The organism is Pseudomonas sp. SC3(2021), from assembly GCF_019856535.1.
Taxonomy (GTDB): domain Bacteria; phylum Pseudomonadota; class Gammaproteobacteria; order Pseudomonadales; family Pseudomonadaceae; genus Aquipseudomonas; species Aquipseudomonas monsensis.
Genome location: NZ_CP082236.1, coordinates 4,418,285 through 4,440,292 on the forward strand (window position 1 = coordinate 4,418,285; position 22,008 = coordinate 4,440,292).

9 protein-coding genes (1 of these 9 running past the window's edge) are annotated in these 22,008 nt (G+C 63.2%); 4 read left to right on the forward strand and 5 right to left on the reverse strand.

The features are described 5' to 3' along the window. The 3 genes from K5Y35_RS19765 to K5Y35_RS19775 all read left to right on the forward strand — a co-directional run. Positions 1 to 11,443 carry the 3' portion of a non-ribosomal peptide synthase/polyketide synthase gene (locus K5Y35_RS19765; protein WP_222832685.1) on the forward strand. 6,380 nt of this gene lie to the left of the window's left edge, so the window shows 11,443 of its 17,823 coding nt (coding positions 6,381-17,823); its start codon lies beyond the left edge, outside the window; the stop codon is at positions 11,441 to 11,443. 67 nt (positions 11,444 to 11,510) lie between these two features. Next, positions 11,511 to 12,659, forward strand: coding sequence for a macrolide transporter subunit MacA (macA, locus tag K5Y35_RS19770; protein WP_123462846.1), 1,149 nt, complete (start codon positions 11,511 to 11,513; stop codon positions 12,657 to 12,659). A gap of 2 nt (positions 12,660 to 12,661) precedes the next feature. Continuing rightward, entirely contained in the window at positions 12,662 to 14,620 is a 1,959-nt protein-coding gene (locus K5Y35_RS19775) for a MacB family efflux pump subunit (RefSeq protein ID WP_222832686.1), read from the forward strand. A gap of 64 nt (positions 14,621 to 14,684) precedes the next feature. Here K5Y35_RS19775 and K5Y35_RS19780 read toward each other — a convergent pair whose 3' ends face one another. Further along, positions 14,685 to 15,434 carry a response regulator transcription factor gene (locus K5Y35_RS19780; protein WP_222832687.1) on the reverse strand — a complete coding sequence of 250 codons (750 nt, stop codon included), beginning with the start codon at positions 15,432 to 15,434 and terminating at the stop codon, positions 14,685 to 14,687. 324 nt (positions 15,435 to 15,758) lie between these two features. Here K5Y35_RS19780 and ycaC point away from each other — a divergent pair, with 324 nt between their 5' ends. Beyond that, positions 15,759 to 16,391, forward strand: a complete 633-nt coding sequence (gene ycaC / locus K5Y35_RS19785; protein WP_123462852.1) for an isochorismate family cysteine hydrolase YcaC — start codon at positions 15,759 to 15,761, stop codon at positions 16,389 to 16,391. Positions 16,392 to 16,603: 212 nt separating this feature from the next. Here the strand turns inward: ycaC and K5Y35_RS19790 are convergent, their stop codons facing one another. The 4 genes from K5Y35_RS19790 to K5Y35_RS19805 form a co-directional block, all read right to left on the reverse strand. After that, the gene (locus K5Y35_RS19790; protein WP_222832688.1) at positions 16,604 to 17,341 is read right to left on the reverse strand and encodes a Fic family protein; all 738 of its coding nucleotides are present in this window, start codon (positions 17,339 to 17,341) and stop codon (positions 16,604 to 16,606) included. Next, positions 17,338 to 17,601, reverse strand: coding sequence for a hypothetical protein (locus K5Y35_RS19795; protein ID WP_123462970.1), 264 nt, complete (start codon positions 17,599 to 17,601; stop codon positions 17,338 to 17,340). Before K5Y35_RS19795 ends, K5Y35_RS19790 begins: the two co-directional genes overlap by 4 nt. Before the next feature lie 147 nt (positions 17,602 to 17,748). Continuing rightward, the gene (locus tag K5Y35_RS19800) at positions 17,749 to 18,999 is read right to left on the reverse strand and encodes an MFS transporter (RefSeq protein WP_222832689.1); all 1,251 of its coding nucleotides are present in this window, start codon (positions 18,997 to 18,999) and stop codon (positions 17,749 to 17,751) included. 7 nt (positions 19,000 to 19,006) lie between these two features. Further along, positions 19,007 to 21,916, reverse strand: coding sequence for a PAS domain-containing protein (locus K5Y35_RS19805; protein ID WP_222834473.1), 2,910 nt, complete (start codon positions 21,914 to 21,916; stop codon positions 19,007 to 19,009). Between the last annotated feature and the right edge of the window lie 92 nt (positions 21,917 to 22,008).

Sequence of the window (22,008 nt, forward strand, 5' to 3'; positions counted from 1 at the left end):
GGCGCAACTCTGGGCCGAATTGCTTAACGTCGAGCGGGTAGGGCGTCACGACCATTTCTTTGAACTGGGCGGCCACTCTTTGCTGGCGGTCAACCTGGTGGCGAAAATGCGCCGCGCCGGCCTGAGCGCCGACATTCGTGTGCTGTTCAACCAGCCGACGCTGGCCGCACTCGCCGCTGCAGTCGGTGGCGAGCCGGATGCCGAAGTGCCGGCCAACCGCATCCCTGCGGATTGCACGCACATCACGCCGGATCTGCTGCCGCTGGTGACGCTCGACCAGCCAACCCTTGACCGTATTGTCGCCAGCATCCCCGGCGGTGCGGCCAACGTGCAGGATATCTACCCTCTGGCGCCGTTGCAGACCGGCATCCTGTTCCATCATTTGTCTGCCGCTCAGGGCGACCCGTATGTGTTGCAGGCGCAGTTCGCGTTTGCCGATGAACAACGTCTGAACAGCTTTACCCACGCCTTGCAGCAGGTGATCCAGCGTCATGACATTCTGCGCACCTCGCTGTTCTGGGACGGCCTGCCAGACCCGGTGCAAGTGGTCTGGCGGCAGGCATCGCTGGTCTGTGAAAACGTCACGCTGGAAGCAGCGGACGTTGATGCTCTGGCGCAGTTGCGCTGCCACTTTGACGCCGGGCATTACCGCATGGCCGTCGATCAGGCACCGCTGATGCGCGTGGTCCACACCTGGGACGCGGCCAATCAACGTGTCGTTGCGTTGCTGCTGTTCCATCACCTGGTGATGGATCACGTGGCGCTGGAGGTGCTGCAACAGGAAATGCAGGCCTTCCTTGTTGGCCAGCCGCAACGCCTGCCCGAGCCGGTGCCGTACCGCAATTACGTGGCGCACACTCTGGCCGGGCTGAGCGATGAGCAGCACGAAGGCTTCTTCCGCGAGATGCTCGGCGACGTCGACGAACCGACCCTGCCATACGGCCAGAACCCGGCCTTGGAAGAACAGGCGCAGAAGGCTCAGCTGACTCTCGATGCCACGCTGAACCACGAGATCCGCCGTCAGGCCCGGCGCCTCGGCGTCAGTGCTGCGAGTCTGATGCACCTGGCCTGGGCGCAGGTGCTGGGGCAATTGTCGGGGCGCGACGACGTGGTGTTCGGCACGGTGTTGCTCGGGCGCTTGCAGGGCGGCGAGGGGGCGGAACGGGCACTCGGGGTGTTCATCAACACCTTGCCGCTGCGCCTTGATTTGCGCGCGCACAGCGTCAAGGGCGCGGCGCTGGCCACACACCAACGCCTGAGCCAGTTGCTGCAGCACGAACACGCGCAACTGGCGCGCATCCAGCACTGCAGCGCGATGGCGCCAACCACGCCGCTGTTCAGTACGCTGTTCAATTACCGTCACGGCGCCTCGTCGGGCGCGCCTTCTGCCGAAGCCACAGCGGCGTGGCACGGCATGCAATTGCTCGAGGCCGAAGAGCACAGCAACTATCGCCTGACCCTCAGCGTCGATGACTTCGGTGAAGGTTTCAGCCTGACCGCATTGGCCGGTGCCGGCCTCGATGCACGGCGCATTTGCAGCTATTTGCAGTGCGCCTTGCACGCCTTGCTGGAGGCGCTGGAACACGCGCCGCATCAGGGTTTTGAGCACGTGTCGATTTTGCCGGCCGATGAACGCGCACAGCTATTGATCGACTTCAACGCCACCCGCGCCGATTACCCGCAAGGGCTTACGATCGCTCAGCGCTTCGAACAGCAAGTGGCCGAGCGGCCGGACGCGCCGGCAGCGGTGTTTGCCGAGGCACCCCTGAGTTATGCCGGGTTGAACCGACAGGCCAACGCACTGGCGCATCATCTGATTGCGTCGGGGGTGAAGCCCGACGACCGCGTGGCCATCGTCGCCCGTCGTGGCCTCGATACGCTGGTCGGGCTGGTGGCGATTCTCAAGGCTGGCGCCGGTTATGTGCCAATCGATCCGGCGCATCCGGCCGAGCGCTTGAACTACCTGTTGACGGACAGTGCGCCAGTCGCCGTGCTTACCCAAAGTACGTTGCGCGAACGTCTGCCAGCATTGGCAGTGCCGGTGATCGACCTTGACCGGCACCTGTGGCCAAGCGACCACAGCGACAATCCCGTTCTGCCGGGCCTGACCCCGCAGCATCTGGCGTATGTGATCTACACCTCCGGCTCCACCGGCCTGCCCAAAGGCGTGATGGTCGAACACCATACGCTGAGCAATCTGGTCGATTGGCACTGCGAGGCATTCGAGTTGCGCGCCGGCGGCCAAACGTCAAGCCTGGCCGGGTTCGGCTTCGACGCGATGGCCTGGGAGGTCTGGCCGGCGTTGTGCGTTGGTGCGACCCTGCACCTGGCGCCCACCCATGACGGCAATGAAGACATCGACGCCTTGCTCCACTGGTGGCGCGCACAGCCATTGGACGTCAGCTTCCTGCCGACCCCGGTGGCCGAATACGCCTTCAGCCAGAATCTGCCGCATCCGACCCTGAAAACCCTGTTGATTGGCGGCGATCGTCTGCGCCGGTTCAACGCCAACCAACCGTTCCGGGTGATCAACAACTACGGCCCGACCGAGGCCACGGTGGTGGCGACCTCCGGAACGGTCGAAGCCGGGCAGGCGTTGCATATCGGCAAACCGGTGAGCAACGCCACGGTGTATCTGCTCGATGAACAGCAACGACCCGTGCCGCTGGGAGTGATGGGCGAGTTGTACGTCGGCGGTGCCGGCGTGGCCCGGGGTTATCTGAATCGTCCGGAACTGACGGCGGAACGCTTCCTGCACGACCCGTTCAACACGGCGCCGAATGCACGCATGTACCGCAGCGGCGACTTGGCGCGCTGGCGCGAGGACGGCACCCTGGAATACCTCGGGCGCAACGATGATCAGGTCAAGATCCGCGGCGTACGCATTGAACCGGGCGAAATCGAAACCTGCCTCAACCAGCTCGACGCAATCAGGGACGCGGTGTTGCTGGCCCGTGAGGATGAGCCCGGCCAGCCACGGCTGGTGGCGTATTACACCGAACAGGGCGAGTCGCTGAGCGTTGGCCAGTTGCGCGCACACCTGCTGGCGCAACTGCCGGAGTACATGGTGCCTGCCGCTTTTGTCAGGCTCGATGCATGGCCGTTGACCGCCAACGGCAAGGTTGACCGCAAGGCCTTGCCGGCACCGGATCTGGCCGCGCTGTTGACCCGCGAGTACGCCGCGCCGCAAGGCGAGCCGGAAACCACCCTGGCGCAGATCTGGGCCGAGGTGCTGCAGGTGGAGCGGGTCGGACGCCATGATCATTTCTTCGAACTCGGCGGCCACTCGCTGCTGGCGATGCGCATGGTCGCTCAGGTGCGCCAGCAACTGGGCCTGGAACTGGCCCTGGCCGACCTCTTCGCCAACCCTGAACTGGCGGCCGTTGCCCGGTGCCTGTGCGCAGCGGACGTCAGCAGCCGGACGCAAATCCTGCCGGTCACGCGTGACGGCACCTTGTCCTTCGCTCAGCAGCGCCTGTGGTTCCTGGCGCAGATGGCGGGCGGTAACTCGGCGTACAACATTCCGATTGGCCTGCACTTGCGCGGGCGGCTCGACGGTGACGCCCTGCAACGTTCGCTGGCGCAGATCGTGGCGCGTCACGAAACCTTGCGCAGCCGTTTCCTGAGCATTGACGATGCAGCGCAGGTCGCTATCGCCCCGGTCGGCAGCGGCATGGTGTTGCAGGTCGAAGACCTGCGCCGGCACTCGCAGGCCGAAGCGACCTTGCAAACGTTGACAGCACAGGAAGCCGCGACAGCGTTCGATCTGCAGAACGATCCGCCGATTCGCGGACGTCTGGTACGAATGGCCGACGAGCATCACGTGCTGTTGCTGACCGTGCATCACATCGTCGCCGACGGCTGGTCGATGGGCGTGCTGACCCGCGAGCTGATGGCGCTGTATCAGGCGTTCAGCCACGGACAGCCCGATCCATTGCCGCCGCTGGCGTTGCAATACAGCGACTACGCGGTCTGGCAACGGCGCTGGCTCAGTGGCGAGGTGTTGCAGCGCCAGAGCGATTACTGGCAGCAGACCCTCGACGGCGCGCCGGCCCTGTTGACCTTGCCCACCGACCGGCCGCGTCCGGCGCAGCAGGATTACGCCGGGCGTCGCGTCGAAGTGCTGCTGGATGCGCGCCTGAGTGCCGGGCTCAAGGCCTTGAGTCAGCGGCATGGCGTTACTGTGTTCATGACCGTGCTCAGTGCCTGGTCGCTGTTGATGAGTCGGTTGTCCGGGCAGGCCGACGTGGTGATCGGCGCGCCAGTGGCCAACCGCACCCGTGCCGAGATCGAAGGCTTGATCGGCATGTTCGTCAACACCCTGGCCTTGCGCATCGACACCTCCGGCGCACCGAGCGTCGAAGCGCTGCTGGCGCGGGTCAAGACGGTGACGCTGGCCGCGCAGGCTCATCAGGATCTGCCGTTCGAGCAGGTGGTGGAAATCGTCAGGCCGGTGCGCAGTCTGGCCCACAGTCCGTTGTTCCAGACCACCTTGAGCTGGGACAGCAGCGTCGGGCCGGATCTGGCGCTGGGCGAACTGACCCTGCAAGCGCTGGCCAGCGCCGGCGATGTCGCCAAGTTCGACCTGACCTTGACCCTGGGCGAGGTCGGCGAGGGGATTCGCGGTTCACTCGAGTACGCCACGGCGTTGTTCGATGAAGCGACGATCCTGCGTTATGTCGGCTACTTCCAGCGGCTATTGGCGGCCATGGTCGGCGATGATCACGCGGTACTGGAGCAGGTGCCGTTGCTGGCGGCGGACGAGCGTCAGCGCTTGCTGCACGACTTCAACGCCACCGCCCGTGACTACCCGCAGGCGCTGACCGTGCACGGGGTGTTCCAGCAACAGGCGGCGGCGCATCCCAAAGCGGTGGCGGCGGTGCACGGTGCGCAGTCGCTGAGCTACTTCGAGCTGAATGCACGGGCCAATCGTCTGGCCCATCACTTGATCGGCCACGGCGTGCAACCGGGGGATCGCGTGGCGATCCTGCTGCCGCGATCGCTGGAATTGCTGGTCGCGCAACTGGCGATTGCCAAGTGTGCGGCAGCTTACGTGCCGCTGGATATCCATGCACCGAGCGAACGTCAGGCATTCATGGTCGAGGACTGTCAGGCCGTGGCGTTGCTGACCCTCAGCAGCGAAGCGATCGACTTTAGCGTGGCGCGCATCGACCTGGATCGCCTGACGCTCAGCGACCAGCCGACGCACAACCCGAATCGGCTGCAGTCCTCGGAATCGCTGGCGTACGTCATGTACACCTCGGGCTCCACGGGCACCCCGAAAGGTGTGATGGTGCCGCACCGTGGCATCGGCCGCCTGGTGCTGAACAACGGCTATGCCGATTTCAATGCGCAGGACCGCGTGGTGTTCGCCTCGAACCCGGCGTTCGATGCCAGCACCATGGACATCTGGGGGCCGCTGCTCAATGGCGGGCGCGTGGTGGTCATCGACCATCAGACCCTGCTCGACCCGCACGCCTTTGGCCGGGAACTGAGCGCCAGCGGGGCGACGATCCTGTTCGTCACCACGGCGCTGTTCAACCAGTACGTGCAACTGATTCCGCAGGCGCTCAAAGACCTGCGCATTCTGTTGTGCGGCGGTGAGCGCGGCGATCCGGCGGCGTTCCGCACGCTGCTGGCCGAGGCGCCGGCGCTGCGCCTCGTGCATTGCTACGGCCCGACTGAAACCACCACCTACGCGACGACCTTCGAAGTGCAGCAGGTGGCGGAAAACGCCGAGAGCGTGCCGATTGGCGGGCCGATTGCCAACACGCAGGTCTACGTGCTCGATGCCCATCAGCAACTGGTGCCCCAGGGCGTGACCGGCGAGTTGTACATCGGTGGGCAGGGCGTGGCACTGGGGTATCTCAACCGTGCGGATCTGACCGCCGAGAAATTCCTCCGTGATCCGTTCAGCGACCAGCCCGGCGCGCTGCTGTATCGCACTGGCGACCTCGTGCGGTGGCTGGCGCCGGGGCAACTGGAGTGCATCGGGCGTAACGATGATCAAGTGAAAATTCGCGGCTTCCGCATCGAACTCGGGGAAATCGAAAATCGCTTGCTCAACTGCGCCGGGATCAAGGAAGCGGTGGTGCTGGCGCGCCGCGACGGCCAGGAAAACGCACGTCTGGTGGCGTACTACACCGTCCACGATCAATCCGTAGACAGTGCCGACCTGCACGCGCAATTGCAGGCACGGCTGCCGGAATACATGGTGCCGAGCGCCTGGGTGCAACTTGAGGCCCTGCCGCTGAACAACAACGGCAAGATCGACCGCAAGGCCCTGCCGGCACCGACGCAGGCGGCACTGCTCAGCCGGGTCTATGTGGCCCCGGCGACGCCTTTGGAACAGCGCCTGGCCCAGGTCTGGGCCGAGGTGTTGCAGGTTGCCCAGGTCGGGCGTCACGACAACTTCTTTGAACTGGGCGGGCACTCGCTGTTGGCGATGCGCATGCTGTCGCAGGTACGCCAGCAACTGGGCGTGGAGCTGACATTGGCCGAGCTGTTTGCCAATCCGGAGCTGGCGGCCGTGGCCGAGGTGCTCAGCCGCGCCGGGCGCAGCACGTTGCCGGACATTCTGCCGGCGCCGCGTGATCAAGCGTTGCCGCTATCGTTTGCCCAACAGCGTCTGTGGTTCCTGGCACAAATGGGCGGTGGCCACTCGGCGTACAACATCCCGGTCGGCCTGCGCCTGCGCGGGCGCCTCGATGAAGTGGCCCTGCAACGGGCACTGGCGCGGATCGTCGCACGCCATGAAACCCTGCGCAGCCGCTTTATCCAGCGCGACGACGAGGCGCAGGTGCTGATCCGGGAGGAGCACAGCGGTTTGCTGCTGCAGGTCGAAGACTTGCGTGAGCACCCGCAGGCCGATGACGCCTTGCGTCGCTTGAGCGAGGCCGAAGCGTCGGCGCCGTTCAATCTGCAACATGATTCGCTGATCCGTGGCCGTCTGGTGCGGCTGGCCGACGATCACCACGTGCTGTTGCTGACGCTGCACCACATCATCTCCGACGGCTGGTCGATGGGCGTGCTGACCCGCGAGCTGGCGGCGCTGTATCAGGCGTTCAGCCACGGCGAAGCCGATCCGCTGCCGCCACTGCTGCTGCAATACACCGATTACGCGGTGTGGCAGCGGCGCTGGCTCAGTGGCGAGGTGCTGCAACGCCAGAGCGATTACTGGCAACAGACCCTGGCCGGTGCGCCGGCCTTGCTGACCTTGCCCACCGACCGGCCGCGTCCGGCGCAACAGGACCATAGCGGCGGCAGCGTCGAGGTGGTGTTGGGCGAGCCGGTCAGTGCCGGGCTCACGGCGCTATGCCAGCGTCGCGCAGTGACGCCGTACATGGTGATCATGAGCGCGTGGGCGATGACCCTCAGTCGCCTGTCCGGCCAGGCCGACGTGGTCATCGGTTCGCCGGTGGCCAACCGCACCCGCGCCGAGATCGAAGGCTTGATCGGCATGTTCGTCAACACCTTGGCCTTGCGCATCGACACCTCCGGCGAGCCGAGTGGCGAAGCCTTGCTGGCGCGGGTCAAGGCGCAAACCCTGCAGGCTCAGGCGCATCAGGACCTGCCGTTCGAGCAGGTGGTGGACATTTGCAAACCGCTGCGCAGCCTGTCCCATAGCGCGCTGTTCCAGACCCTGTTGAGCTGGGACAACAACGATGGGCCGAGTGTGAAACTGGGTGACCTGACTCTCGAAGGCGTGGCCGGGGCAGGGCGCTTCGTCAAGTTCGACCTGTCGCTGACCCTGGGCGCGCACGCGGACGGGATTCGCGGTGCGCTGAACTACGCCACGGCGTTGTTCGACGAGTCGACGATCCGCCGCTTTGTCGGTTATTTCCAGCAACTGCTGACGGCGCTGGTCAGCGATGATCAGACGGTGCTGGCGCAGGTGCCGTTGCTCGACGCGCAGGAACGTCAGCGCTTGTTGATCGACTACAACGCGACCGAGGTCGATTGCCCGCTGGAGCAACCGCTGCACCGTTTGTTCGAGGAACAGGCACGGCTCAAACCGCAGGCGCTGGCGGTGCAGTCCGACGCTGGCAGTCTGACGTACCGCGAGCTTGATCAGCGCGCCAATCAGCTGGCTCATCACCTGCGTGCGCAAGGCGTGCAGCCGGAGGCGCGAGTGGCGATCTGCGTCGAGCGCGGGCTGGATCTGGTGGTCGGCCTGCTCGGGATTCTGAAAGCGGGCGGGGCGTATGTGCCGCTGGACCCGGGTTATCCGGCGGAACGACTGGCCTACATGCTCAAGGACAGCGCGCCGGTGGCGGTGCTGGTGCAGGCGGCGACGCGTCCGTTGTTCGCCGAGTCGGCGGCCGGGCTGATCGAGCTTGATCGCAGCACCTGGCAGCAGCTGCCGGATCATGCTCCGCAGGTGCCGGGCCTGAGTGCTGCGAACCTTGCGTACATGATCTACACCTCGGGTTCCACGGGGCTGCCGAAGGGCGTGATGATCGAACACCGCAGCGCCTGCAACATGGTGCATTGGGGCTCGCAGATCAGTTCGCCAACCGCGCACGGCGCGTTGTTGCAAAAGGCGCCGTTCAGCTTCGACAGCTCGGTGTGGGAAATCTTCTGGCCGCTGTGTACCGGGTTGCGCCTGGTGCTTGCACGGCCCGACGGCAACCGTGATTCGGCGTATGTGGTGCGGGCCATTCGCGAGCACAACGTGACGGTGGTGAAGTTCGTGCCGGCGCTGCTGCAGGACTTTATCGAGCAGGACGATGTCAGCCAGTGCACCAGCCTCACCGATGTGCTGAATGGTGGCGGCGAACTCAGTGCTGCGCTGGTTCGGCAAGTGCGCCAGCGCCTGCCGTGGGTGCGTTTGCACAACGTCTATGGCCCGACTGAAACCACCGTCGACAGCACCGGCTGGACGCTGGAACCGGGCATGTCGCTGCCGGACAGCGTGGTGCCAATCGGCAAGGCGCTGAGCAACACTCGCCTGTACGTCCTCGATGACCATGATCAACCGGTGCCGCAAGGCGTCAGCGGTCAGTTGCACATCGGCGGCGTGGGGGTGGCGCGGGGTTATCACGGCCTGCCGCAGATGCAGGCCGAGCGCTTTATCGACAGTCCGTTTGTGCCGGGGGACCGGCTGTATCGCACTGGCGATCTGGCGCGCTACTGCCATGACGGCAACCTCGAATTCCTCGGCCGCAACGACTTCCAGATCAAGCTGCGCGGGTTACGTCTGGAGCCCGGCGAGATTGAAGCGCGGCTGATCGAACATCCGGCGCTCCGCGACGCGGTGGTGATGGTGCGCGACGAACGTCTGGTGGCCTGGTACACCGTGCGTGCCGGGATCGAGGCGCCAGGTCTGGAAGCCTTGCGCGCGCATGTGCTGGAACGCCTGCCGGAATACATGGTGCCCGGCGCCTTCGTGCTGCTCGATGCGTTGCCGCTGACACCGAACGACAAGGTCGACCGCAAGGCTCTGCCGGAGCCGGGTGTGGACGCGTTGATCAGCCGCCCTTACGTGGCGCCGCAAGGTGAAACCGAAACCACCATGGCGCAGATCTGGGCCGAGGTGCTGGGTGTCGAACAGGTCGGTCGTCACGACAACTTCTTTGAGCTGGGCGGGCATTCGTTGCTCGCGGTGCGGTTGGTCAATCAGCTGCAACGGGCCGGTCTGCAAGTGTCGCTGGCCGAGCTGTTCCAGCACCCGAGTGTCGAATCCGCCGCTGCGTTGCTGGAGCAGGGCGAGAGCGCCGGGGAACCGGACGGACTGGTCGTGGTGCGCGCCGGGGATCACGGTACGCCGTTGTTCCTGCTGCATGAGTTCAGTGGCCGCGACGTGTACTTCCCGACGCTGGCGCAGCACATTGGCGGGACGTTCCCGATTTACGGCCTGCCTGGTGTGCCGCTTGGACAGCCGCAGTTGCGCACCCTTGAGTGCATGGCTCGGCGCATGGCCGGGATCATCCGTTCGGTGCAGGCGCAGGGGCCGTATCGGCTGGCGGGCTGGTCGTTCGGTGGCGTGCTGGCCCATGAGGTCGCCCAGCAGTTGCTCGGTCAGGATCAGGTGGTGGACTTCATCGGCCTGCTCGACAGCTACGCGCCCAACTCGCTGGCGCAGGACAAGGCGCTGTGGAGTGGCGAGGGGCTGGACAAGCGCCAGTTGCTTGGCCACTGCCGTGGCCGTTCGCTGATGCTCGGTGCCGACGGCGCCAGCGCACTGGCGGCGGTGCAGGCGCTGGAAGACGCCGCCGGTGCACTGGATTTCGATCAGTTGTTCCAGCGTTGCCTGGCACAGCACTTGACCGATCCGGAGTTGGCCACGGTCAGCGCCGCGGATGCCCGGCATTACTTTGATCGCGAAGCGGCGCATCGCCTGGCACTGGCGCATTACCGGGTCAGCCCGGCGAGCCAGACGATCCATCTGTTCCGCGCTCAGGAGCTGATGGACGGGCAGTCTCTGCCCAGCCCGACGCGGGGTTGGGAAGCGCGGTTCGCCAGCCATTGGCTGCACTGCATCGACATCCCCGGCGATCACCGCACCATGATGAAGGCGCCGCATATCCAGGCGTTGGGGCAGGCCATCACGCAGGCGCTGGACGCCGTGCAACCCCCTGAGCCTGCGCAGTACCAGCCGCTCCTGACGATCCAGAGCGGACACTTGGGACATGCGCCGATTTTCTGTGTGCCGGGGGCCGGTGACAGCGTCACGGGGTTTATTCACCTGACCGAAGCCATTGGCCCGGAATGGCCGATCATCGGCCTGCAACCGCGGGGGCTGGACGGCATCGGCGTGCCGCACAGTCAGGTCGAGGCGGCTGCGGCGTTCTATCTGCAAGCCATCGAGCAGCTGTACCCGCAGGGCCCTGTGCACCTGATCGGCCATTCGTTCGGCGGTTGGGTCGCGCATGCCATGGCTGCGCAGTTGCAAGCGCAGGGGCGTGAAGTGGCGTCGCTGACGTTGATCGACAGCGAGGCGCCGGGCGGCAACGGTACCGCAGGCAAGCCGTATACCGGCACGGCGGCTCTGCAGCGCTTGATCGACACGCTGCAACTGTCCAGCGGCAAGTCGTTGGGCATTGATCCGCAGGCCTTCGTCAACGCCGATGACGCCACGCAACTGCGCCTGCTGCATGCCGGCATGGTCCGCGCCGGCGTGTTGTCGGAGCGCGCGGCGCCGGATGCGATGCACGGCCCGGTGCGCACCTTCGCCACGGCGCTGCGCACGGTCTATCAACCGCCACTGACCTACACCGGGCCGGTGCGGCTGGTGCTGGTCGATGATCCGACCCTGGACGCGTGGGGCAATCAGCGCGAGCAGGCGGCGATGCTTGAAGGCTGGCAGCGTCATGTCAACGACCTCGCCGTGTGGTACGGGCCGGGCAACCATTTCACGATTCTCAAGGCGCCCAACGTCTTCAGCTTCGCGGCGTGGTGGCATGACGGCTTGTCGGTGCCGGTGGGCAAAGTGTTGTCCTGAATATTGTTTTTTAAAAAGGAGCCCGGCCGCCGGCCGGGCTCACCCCTGAACGGACTTGTGGTCATTTATGGAAAAGTCGAAGTTGCGCAAAGTCGGTATGGGATTGGCACTGGCGGCAGTGGCCGGGTTGGTGTTCTACACGGTGCAGGCACCGGCCGAGGCACCGCAGTACCTGACCGCCACGGTCGAGCGGGATGATATCGAGAACGCGGTGCTGGCCACTGGCGTGCTTGAAGGGATCAAACAGGTGGATGTCGGCGCGCAGGTCTCCGGCCAGTTGAAGTCGCTCAAGGTCAAGGTCGGCGACAAAGTGAAAAAGGGCCAGTGGCTGGCGGAAATCGATCCGCTGGTGCTGCAGAACACCCTGCGTCAGGCCCAGGTCGATGAAGAGAACCTGCAAGCGCAAAAACGCGCGACCCAGGCCCAGCTCAAGCAGACCAAGGCGATTTACGAGCGCTATCAGAACCTGCAGGAGGATGCTTCGATCTCGCGCCAGGATTTTGAAACCGCCGAGTCGAACTATCAGGTGCAGCAGGCTAACCTGATGTCGCTGGAGGCGCAGATCAAAAGCGCACACATCCAGATCGACACGGCCAAGGTCAACCTCGCCTACACGCGGATTGTCGCGCCGATCGACGGCGATGTAGTCGGCATCGTCACCCAGGAAGGCCAGACGGTGATCGCCAACCAGTTGGCGCCGGTGCTGTTGAAACTGGCAGATCTGGACACCATGACGGTCAAGGCGCAGGTTTCGGAAGCCGATGTGATTCACATCGCGCCGGGGCAGGAGGTGTATTTCACCATTCTCGGTGAGGACAAACGCTATTACGCCAAACTGCGCGGTACCGAACCGGCCCCGCAGAATTTCCTCGAAACCCCGGCGGCCGGTACGCCCAAGCAAAGCAGCGCGGTGTTCTACAACGCCTTGTTCGAGGTGCCTAATCTCGATCACCGTTTGCGCATCTCGATGACGGCGCAGGTGCGGGTGGTGCTCGATACCGCCAAATCGGTGTTGACCATTCCCGTGGCGGCCCTCGGTCCACGCAACGCCGACGGCAGTTTCCCGGTGCGCGTGCTCGACGCCAAGGGCCACGCCCAGTCGCGCAACGTGCAGACCGGGATCAACAACAACGTCAAGGTGCAGGTCAATGCCGGTCTGGCCGAAGGCGACCGTGTGGTGATCGGTGATCCGGTGACGAATGTGGCGGGGGCCTGAGCATGACGCAGCCACTGCTCCAGCTCAGCGGCATCACCCGCAGTTTCACCGCCGGTGACCGCGAATTCCTCGCCCTGAAGAACATCGACCTGACGATCAACGCCGGGGAAATGGTCGCGATCATCGGCGCCTCGGGCTCTGGCAAATCGACCTTGATGAACATCCTCGGGTGCCTCGATTACGCCACGGCCGGCAGCTACAAAATCAACGGCCAGGAAACCCGCGACCTCGACAATCAGGCCCTCGCCGAACTGCGTCGTGACTATTTCGGTTTCATCTTCCAGCGCTATCACTTGCTGCCGCACCTGAGCGCCATGCACAACGTCGAGATGCCGGCGATTTATGCCGGCACGCCACAGCTGCAGCGCCACGCCCGCGCCCGCGAGCTGTTGGCGCGGCTGGGCCTGGAAGAGCACCTGAGCCACCGGCCGAGCCAGCTCTCCGGCGGCCAGCAGCAGCGCGTGAGTATCGCCCGGGCGTTGATGAACGGCGGCGAAGTGATCCTCGCCGACGAACCCACCGGCGCCCTCGACACCACCAGCGGCAAGGAAGTGATGCGCATCCTGCTGGAACTGCACGCGGCCGGGCACACGGTGATTCTGGTGACCCACGACCCGAAAGTCGCAGCCAACGCCGAGCGCATCATCGAAGTCAGCGACGGCGAAATCCTCAGCGACCGCACGAACGAACGTGACACCACGCACCTGCTCAGTGAAGAACCAGTGACCCCCAAAGCCAACGCCACGCGCCGTCTGGTGGCCAGCCTTGGCCTGTTCAAGGAAGCCTTCAGCATGGCCTGGATCGCGCTGGTGTCGCACCGCATGCGCACGTTGCTGACCATGCTCGGCATCGTCATCGGCATCACCTCGGTGGTGTCGATCTCGGCGGTCGGCGAGGGTGCCAAGCGCTATGTGCTCAAGGACATTGCGGCCATCGGCAGTAATACCATCGACGTGTTTCCCGGTCGAAGTTACGGCGACAAGCGCGCCGCCTCCATTGAAACCCTGGTGCCCGCCGACGTCACGGCGCTGAATCAGTTGTACTACGTCGACAGCGCCACGCCGATGATTGGCCGCAGCCTGTTGCTGCGCTATCGCAATATCGACGTGGATGCGCAGGTCAACGGCGTCAGCGATCAGTATTTCAAGGTGCGTGGGATCAGGATGGCCGAGGGCATCGCGTTCAGCGAAAGCGATGCGCGGCGTCAGGCCCAGGTGGTGGTGATCGATCACAACACCCGCCAGCGTTTGTTCGGTGAGGGAGTCGATCCGTTGGGGCAGGTGATTTTGATCGGCAACCTGCCGTGCACGGTGATCGGGGTTGCTGCGGAAAACAAAAACCTGTTCGCTTCAGGCAAGACCCTCAACGTCTGGGTGCCCTATGAAACCGCCGCCGGCCGGGTGCTGGGCCAGCGTTATCTGGACAGCATCAGCGTGCGCATGAAGGACGGCCAGCCGAGCAAAGTGGTGGAAGAGCACGTCATCCAGTTGTTGCAGCAGCGCCACGGCACCAAGGATTTCTTCACCAACAACCTCGACAGCGTCTTGCAGACCGTGCAGAAAACCAGCCGCTCGCTGGCCTTGCTGCTGTCGTTGATCGCGGTGATTTCGCTGGTGGTCGGTGGTATCGGAGTGATGAATATCATGCTGGTGTCAGTCACCGAACGCACCCGCGAGATCGGCATCCGCATGGCGGTGGGGGCGCGGCAGTCGGACATTCGTCAGCAGTTTCTGGTGGAGGCCGTGATGGTCTGTCTGTTGGGCGGAGCGATCGGGATTTCGCTGTCGTACGGCATCGGCCATTTGTTTTCGGTGTTCATCAAGGAATGGGAAATGGTCTTCTCCCTCGCTTCGGTGCTCACAGCGGTGATCTGCTCGACCCTGATCGGCATCGTCTTCGGCTTCGTCCCGGCCCGCAACGCCTCGCGGCTCGATCCAATCGAAGCACTGGCCCGTGACTGAATAGCTGATTGCCCCAAGGAGTTGCCGCAGGCTGCGGCAGCTCCTTGGGGGATTGCGGATGGGGTCAGGCTGCGGTGGAGGCCGAGGTGTCCTGAGGTGAATACATCCAGCGCATCAACGAATGGCGTCCGCTGATCCCCAGCTTGATCGCCGCGCGTTTGAGATAGCTTTCCACGGTGTTGACCTTCAACTGCAACAGCTCCGCCAGTTCCGGGGCGGTACGTCCGGCCAGCAGGCCGACGCACACCTCGGTCTCGCGGTTCGACAGGCTCAGTCCCAATTGCTCCAGACGCTCGGTGAAACGCAGGCGCAGGGTTTGCAGGCCGCTGCCTTCAGACGCCTCGGCGGGCGTCGTCGTGTCATGGTTCGTCGGCTGCAGGGCGCTGATGTGTTTTTCCACCATCGGCAGCAGCACCGGCGAGATGTCTTGCAACAAGCTGCGCTCCTGCGCCGAAAACCGCTGCGACTGCGCATTGCGATACACCGAAATCACGTAGCGAAAACCGTCCTTACGGCGGGTCAGGTGCAGTTGCGAGGCATCGGCCACGCTCGAAGAATCCGCTGCGTGCGGCGCATGGGCCGCCGCAGCGCTGTGTTCGGAGAATAGCGTCTCTGCCAGTTGCGCCGAGTCTTTGACCGGCCCCGGCTCACCACGACTGGCGGCGCGGCTCACCGGTTCGACGCGCATCTGCCGGATGTGCGTGGCGTCCACTGCCAACTGGGTGAGGATCAGGTCATGCAGCATGCGCGGGAAGTGCCGGCTGCCGGTGCTGGCAATCACTTTGCCGATGTGGGGAAACAGGTGTGAATTCATATGCGTCATCCATGAATGTACGTAGAGACAGACTTCCAGCCGCGCCGCCGACGATCTCCCTGAACGGCAAACACGCGCTGCATTGGATCCTATCCTAGTACAACGTTTTAGCGACCGATTAATGAAGGTGTTATTAGCTCATAACGAGCATCCGTCGCCATTCTTCAAGCGTGCGTGGATCTATCCGCCAGGGTTCGCCTGGATTGTCCTGTTTGAGTTGACGGTGAAACGCTTTTCAACGGATTTATCCTTTTCCGGCCCCCCAGTAATCTGTGCCCAACTTGAACGCAACAACAATTTCCAACATTGAAAAGGGACGCGCAGATGAACACTCCAACCTACAACCGCCTGAACAAAGACGACGCCGTGGTACTGCTGGTCGATCACCAGACCGGCCTGATCTCCCTGGTCCAGGACTTCTCGCCCAACGAGTTCAAGAACAACGTGCTGGCGCTGGCCGATCTGGCGAAGTTCTTCAACTTGCCGACCATCCTCACCACCAGCTTCGAACAAGGCCCGAACGGCCCGCTGGTGCCGGAACTGAAAGAAATGTTCCCCGACGCGCCGTACATTGCCCGCCCGGGTCAGATCAACGCCTGGGACAACGAAGACTTCGTCAAGGCTATCAAGGCCACCGGCCGCAAACAGATCATCATCGCCGGCGTGGTAACCGATGTGTGCGTTGCGTTCCCGACCCTGTCGGCCCTGGCCGAAGGCTTCGACGTGTTCGTCGTCACCGATGCCTCCGGCACCTTCAACACCACCGTGCAACAAGCCGCGTGGAACCGCATGACCCAGGCCGGCGCACAGATGATGAACTGGTTCTCGGTGGCCTGCGAACTGCACCGCGACTGGCGCAACGACATCGAAGGGCTGGGTAACCTGCTGTCGCAACGGATTCCGAACTATCGCAACTTGATGAATGGTTATGCGGCGTTGACGGCTCAGCAGAAGTAAGCCGACACGGTTCAAAGGAAAAGCCTGCTTTGAAAAGCAGGCTTTTTTGTCAGCGGTTGTTGCCGCGCGTCCATAAACCACTAGCGGTCAGTTATGGGAAGGGTGACCTTGGGGTTGCTCGCCCTATCAAAAGCCTGTCTGAACAGTGGGCTTTTGATTCTATTTCGGTTTCAGAAGCACGGGGGAGGCGATTCAAGGCAAGGGGTTAATCATCAATCGAGAGGCTTTGCCCGATACGTTTTGTAGAGGCGTTGAACCTCGGGATCATCCAGACTCTCATACGTGATGCCTTCTTTATCCAGGCCATCCAGCCCCTTTATACCGCCAATCATTTCCGGCCACTCCTCACGACTGGAAATGTCGATTACAAATGGCGACAAGTAGCCATCCAGATGACCTTGAAACGGATCTCGAATCTCGTCGCTGAGTGCCCGCAAATAGTCATCCTTGCTGGTTTTTGCCCAATTGATGGCGAATTTGGTCCGAAAGCACAGTTCCATGTAGACAAGCAGGATCGTACGGCCGTTACCGTCCAGAAAGGGGTGAGCAGAAGCCAGTTGGCCCATTACCTCGCCAGGCCTGGCTCGGAAGCGTTTCTTGTTTGCTGCGAGCTCAAGGGCATATTCGACGGACCTTTTGATAAGGTCGGGACGCTCAAATATCGTGTGATGAGGATCATCCTTCGATCCCTTGAAAACGGCCAGATGTGGGACCAGTTCATTCCTGTCTTTACCCGCCCAAGGGTAAAACCCGGAGAACAGTATTTCGTGTGTTTTGAGGACAGCTTGGTAGTCGATGGGCTTTTTCCTGGCGAGGTAGGCGAGAGCGTCGTCGATACTGGCTTCAAAGGAGAGATGCTCAGATTCCTTTACTTCAATGGGATCTTTGAGTTTGAGCGAGTTTTGAAGATAACCTTCAGTTTCGAAATCGCCGAAGGGATCGAAAGTCATGCGGTGGGCTGCTGTTTACCACGCCTTTTTTCCTGCAGATAGCGTCCTTGCAGGGCCATGATCTCTGTCTTGCTCAACACGCCTTTTCTTTTGAGGTTAACAAGCAATTGCTCAACACCGTCCAGCTCCACCATGTCACCCGCCAGGCGTGTAATGGTCACTGCCATGCAGCTCAGGTTGTCGCGATCGGCGCTGACCTTGTGTTCTTTGGCGAGCAGGCGAACTTCAGTCGCAACGCTGTCAGTGGCTGATCTAGTCATTTGGAAACCCCTTGTTTTCTCTTTCAGAGCATAGCATGGCGCCATTTCTACAGGCTTGTCAGCCAGTGCTTTACCTGCCCACCAGACTCTGATCGACACCGCAGTTTCATGACCATCGCAAAATCTGTGGGAGCGGGCAACGCAATGCTACCTGCCAAGCGCCACATTGGTCGGCGCAGTTTCGACACTTGGCTCGCCCCGTAACGTCTCCGGAACTCCCGCCCAAAGCACCGCCACCGCCACGCCCGCAATCCCTGCCAGTGTCAGAAACGCAGCACTGTAACCGGCGCCTTGCACGACGAATCCGGCCAGGCCGTTGCTCAGTGCAGCGCCCAGGCCGAAGACGGTGGTCAGGGCGCCGAGGCTGATGTTGAAGTGGCCGGTGCCTTGGGTGAGGTCTTTGACCATGATCGGGAACAGCGCGCCGAACAGGCCTGCACCAATGCCGTCGAGCATCTGCACGGCCACCAGCCAGTAAGGGTCGTCGGACAAGGTGTAGAGCACGCCGCGCAGCGGCAGAATCAGGAAACCGGCGAGCAGCAATGGCTTGCGCCCCCAGACGTCGGCTTTCGCGCCGACCAGCATGGCCGCCGGAACCATGACCAGTTGTGCCGCGACGATACAGGCGGAGGTCAGTGGCGTGGCCATTTGCAGATTGGTCAGCGATAGTTTTTGACTGACCAGCGGCAGCATCGCGGCGTTGGCCAGGTGGAACAGCGCGCAGCAAATGGCAAATAACAGCAGCGGTCGGTTGGTCAGCAGCACCGACCAGCCAGAAGGTTGGTGCTGGCCGGCCTCGGCGGGGTTGAGGCCGCGTGCGACGTCATGGTCGATGGCGTCTGCCGCAACGAAGTGAATGGCAATCACGCTGGCGAGTGCCATCGCGGCCATCAGGTAGAACACGGCGACAGGGCCGAACAGGTAGGCGAACAGGCCGGCGAGTAATGCTGCGCAGGCATTGCCGGCATGGTTGAACGTTTCGTTGCGCCCGGTTCGCCGGGTGAATGCGCGCGGCCCGGTCATGCCCAGGGTGATGGCGCAAATGGCCGGGGCGAAGATCGAGGCAGCCGCTGCACTCAGGGCCTGGGTCAACGCGACGAGACTGAAGGAGGTCACGAACGGCAGCAACAGGCAGCTGCCAGTCACCAGCAGCGCGGCGATAGCGATCAATGCACGTTTGGCGCGGGTGCCGTCAACCAGTGCGCCGGCGGGCGTTTGCGTGATCAGCGCGGCGATCCCGGCAATGGTCATGACCACGCCGATGCTGGCCGGGTCCCAGTGATGTACGGCCAACAGGTAGATCGCCAGGTACGGTCCGAGGCCGTCGCGTACGTCAGCGAGGAAAAAATTGAGGCTGTCGAGTGACAGGTTATTGCGCCGATCCAGTTGATTGCTCACGACAGCCTCATTCCCCAGGGTTCGAAATCAGGTTGCTGACCCGCGCCACTAACGTGTCGACGGCGAACGGTTTGGTCAGAACCTGCATGCCCGGGCCGAGTTGACCATTGCCGAGCACGGCGTTTTCAGCGTAGCCAGTAATGAACAAGGTCTTCAGTTTCGGCCGGATTTCCAGGCCCGCGTCGGCCATTTGCCGGCCGTTCATACCCCCCGGCAAACCGACATCGGTGATCAGCAGGTCGATGTGTGCACTGGAACGCAACGTCTCCAGCCCTTCGACACTGTCGGCCGCCACCAGCACGACGTAGCCGAGTTCACTGAGCACGTCCCGCAGCAGCATGCGCACCGTCGGTTCGTCGTCGACGATGAGGATCGTTTCCCCGGCTTTTGCCAGCGGGGTTGTCATGTTGTGCGTGGCATCGTGATTTTGCTGGGTCTCGCCGCAATAGCGTGGCAGGTAAATGCACATGGTCGTGCCTTGGCCCACTTGCGAGTGCACGCGCACCTGGCCGCCCGATTGTTTGGTAAAGCCGTAGATCATCGACAGCCCCAGACCGGTGCCCTGGCCCAGTGGCTTGGTGGTGAAAAACGGGTCGAAGGCCTTGGCGACGATATCGGCGCTCATGCCGGTGCCGGTGTCCTTCACGCACAGGCACAGGTACTGGCCTTGAGGAATATCGAGGGTACGCGCCGACTCCACTGTCACGGAGCGATTTGAGGTTTCCACGGTGATGCAGCCGCCGTCGGGCATGGCGTCGCGGGCATTGATGCACAGGTTGAGCAGGGCGTTTTCCAGTTGACTGGCGTCGACCAGAGCAGGCCACAGGTTGGCGGCCGCCAGTGTCTTCAGGCGGATACTCGGGCCGACCGTGCGCTGGATCAGTTCGGTCATGCCGACAATCAGCGTGTTGACGTCCGTCGGGCGCGGATCGAGGGTCTGGCGTCGGGAGAATGCCAGGAGTCGATGGGTCAAGGCAGCGGCGCGTTTGGTGGCGCCTTGGGCGGTCACCAGGTACTTGTCGACGTCCTTCAGGCGGCCCTGTGCGATGCGCTTCTCCATCAGCTCCAGCGCTGCCGAAATGCCGGCCAGCAGGTTATTGAAGTCATGGGCCAGGCCGCCGGTCAGTTGCCCGACGGCTTCCATTTTTTGCGACTGGCGCAGTTTTTCTTCGGCCTGCATAAGATCGGCGGTGCGTGCCGTCACGCGTTGTTCCAGGGTGTCGTTGAGCGCTCGCAGTGCGGCGTTGGCACGGTCTCGCTCGGCTTCGACGTTGCGTCGTTCCTCGACGTCGATGAGCACGCCGGGGAAACGCAGCGGGGTGCCGTCCTCGGCGCACTCGACGCGGCCGTTGGCCTCGATCCAGTTGTATTTGCCATCGGCGCCGCGCACCCGGTATTGATGGGAATAGGCGCCGCCGCGGGCAATTGCCTCGTCGATCGCGCTGATGAGCGCGGCCTGGTCGTCGGGGTGAACGGTCATCGCCACTTGTTCCAGGCTGAGGCCATCGCGACCCAAAGCCGGATCAAGGTTGAACACCCGGGCGAAGGCTTCGTCAACGGTGAAGCAATCGGTCGGCAGGTCCCAATGCCAGGTGCCGATAATGGCGCCGGCGGCGAGGGCCAGTTGCACGCGCTCGATGTTTTCCCGGGCCACCGCTTCGCTGACCCGCAAGCGCTCTTCGGCATCACGGCGCTGGGTGACGTCGCTGAAAAAGATCGCGATCTGGCGATCTGCCGGGGCGCCGACGCGCACCGCGCGCACGTCGAACCAGCGTTCAAAGGTGTTGGCGTAATTTTCGAAATTCGCCGGTTCGCCGGTTTTGGCGACGTGCCCGTAGGTTTCGAACCAGAAGCTTTCCAGATTGGGCGCGAACTCGGTCACCCATTTGCCGCGCAGATTGACCCCGGCCTGACGCTCGAAGGCCGGGTTGGCTTCGACGAAGAAGTAGTCCACCGGGCGATCGTCAGCGTCGAATTTGACCTTGACGATGGCAAACGCCGCTTCGATGGTTTCCAGAATGGTGCTGAAGCGTTCTTCGCTCAGGCGCAGCGCGGTTTCGGCACTGCGCGAACGGGTCAGGTCGAGCATCGCGCCGATCATGCGTTCGGCCTGGCCGTCGGCATTGCGAATCATGTGGCCGCGATCAAGCACCTCGGCGTAAGAGCCGTCCTGGCAGCGAAAGCGATATTCGGCGCTCCAGGTCGAGCCGCTGCCGTTGATGGCTGAGCGGATCGAGGCCTCGACGCTTTGGCGATCCTGCGGGTGGATCTGCGCGAACCGCCAGTCAGCGGTCGAGTCGATGGCGGCCGGGGCAATTCCATACGCCTGTTGCAGGGCTTCGTTCCAGATGATCTGGTTGGTGCGCAGATCCCAGTCCCATACCGCGTCGCGGGTGGCCTTGACCGCCAGGCGATAACGCTCCTGGGTTTCGAACAGCGAGCGGCCGGCCAGATGCTCACTGGTGCGGTCGCGCAGGATTTTGACGAAGCCGCCATGGCAATGGTTGTCGTCGTAAAGCGGCATCAACTCGCCCGATGCCCAGAACAGCTGGCCGTCCTTGCGCACATGCCAGCGTTCATCGGAGGCGCGTCCTTCCTGCAGGGCGCGCTGCATCTCCAGCTCGACACGGCCGGCTGCGCGGTCCTCGGGGGTGAAAAAACGCTCGACACTCTGGCCGAGCATTTCTTCGGCGGTCCAGCCCATGACGTTGACGGCCCCGGTGTTCCACTCGGTGATTTTGCCCAACGGGTCGGTGACGACCATCGCGAAGTCGATCGCGCACTCGAAGATCGCGCGCAGGCGCGCCTCACTGCTGGCCAGTGCTGTGCGGCTCGCGGCCAGTTGCGCGGCGATATCGGGCGGGGCTCCGACGCCGGTTGCTCCCGAGCCGGTGTCGAGTGCCTGGCGCAGACGCATGACCTCTGCCTCCAGCGCCTCACGGGTAAGAAGTTTCAAAGTGTCCACTGCTCATGCCTTATTGAGGTCAGGGTCTGGGTTCATTCAACGTT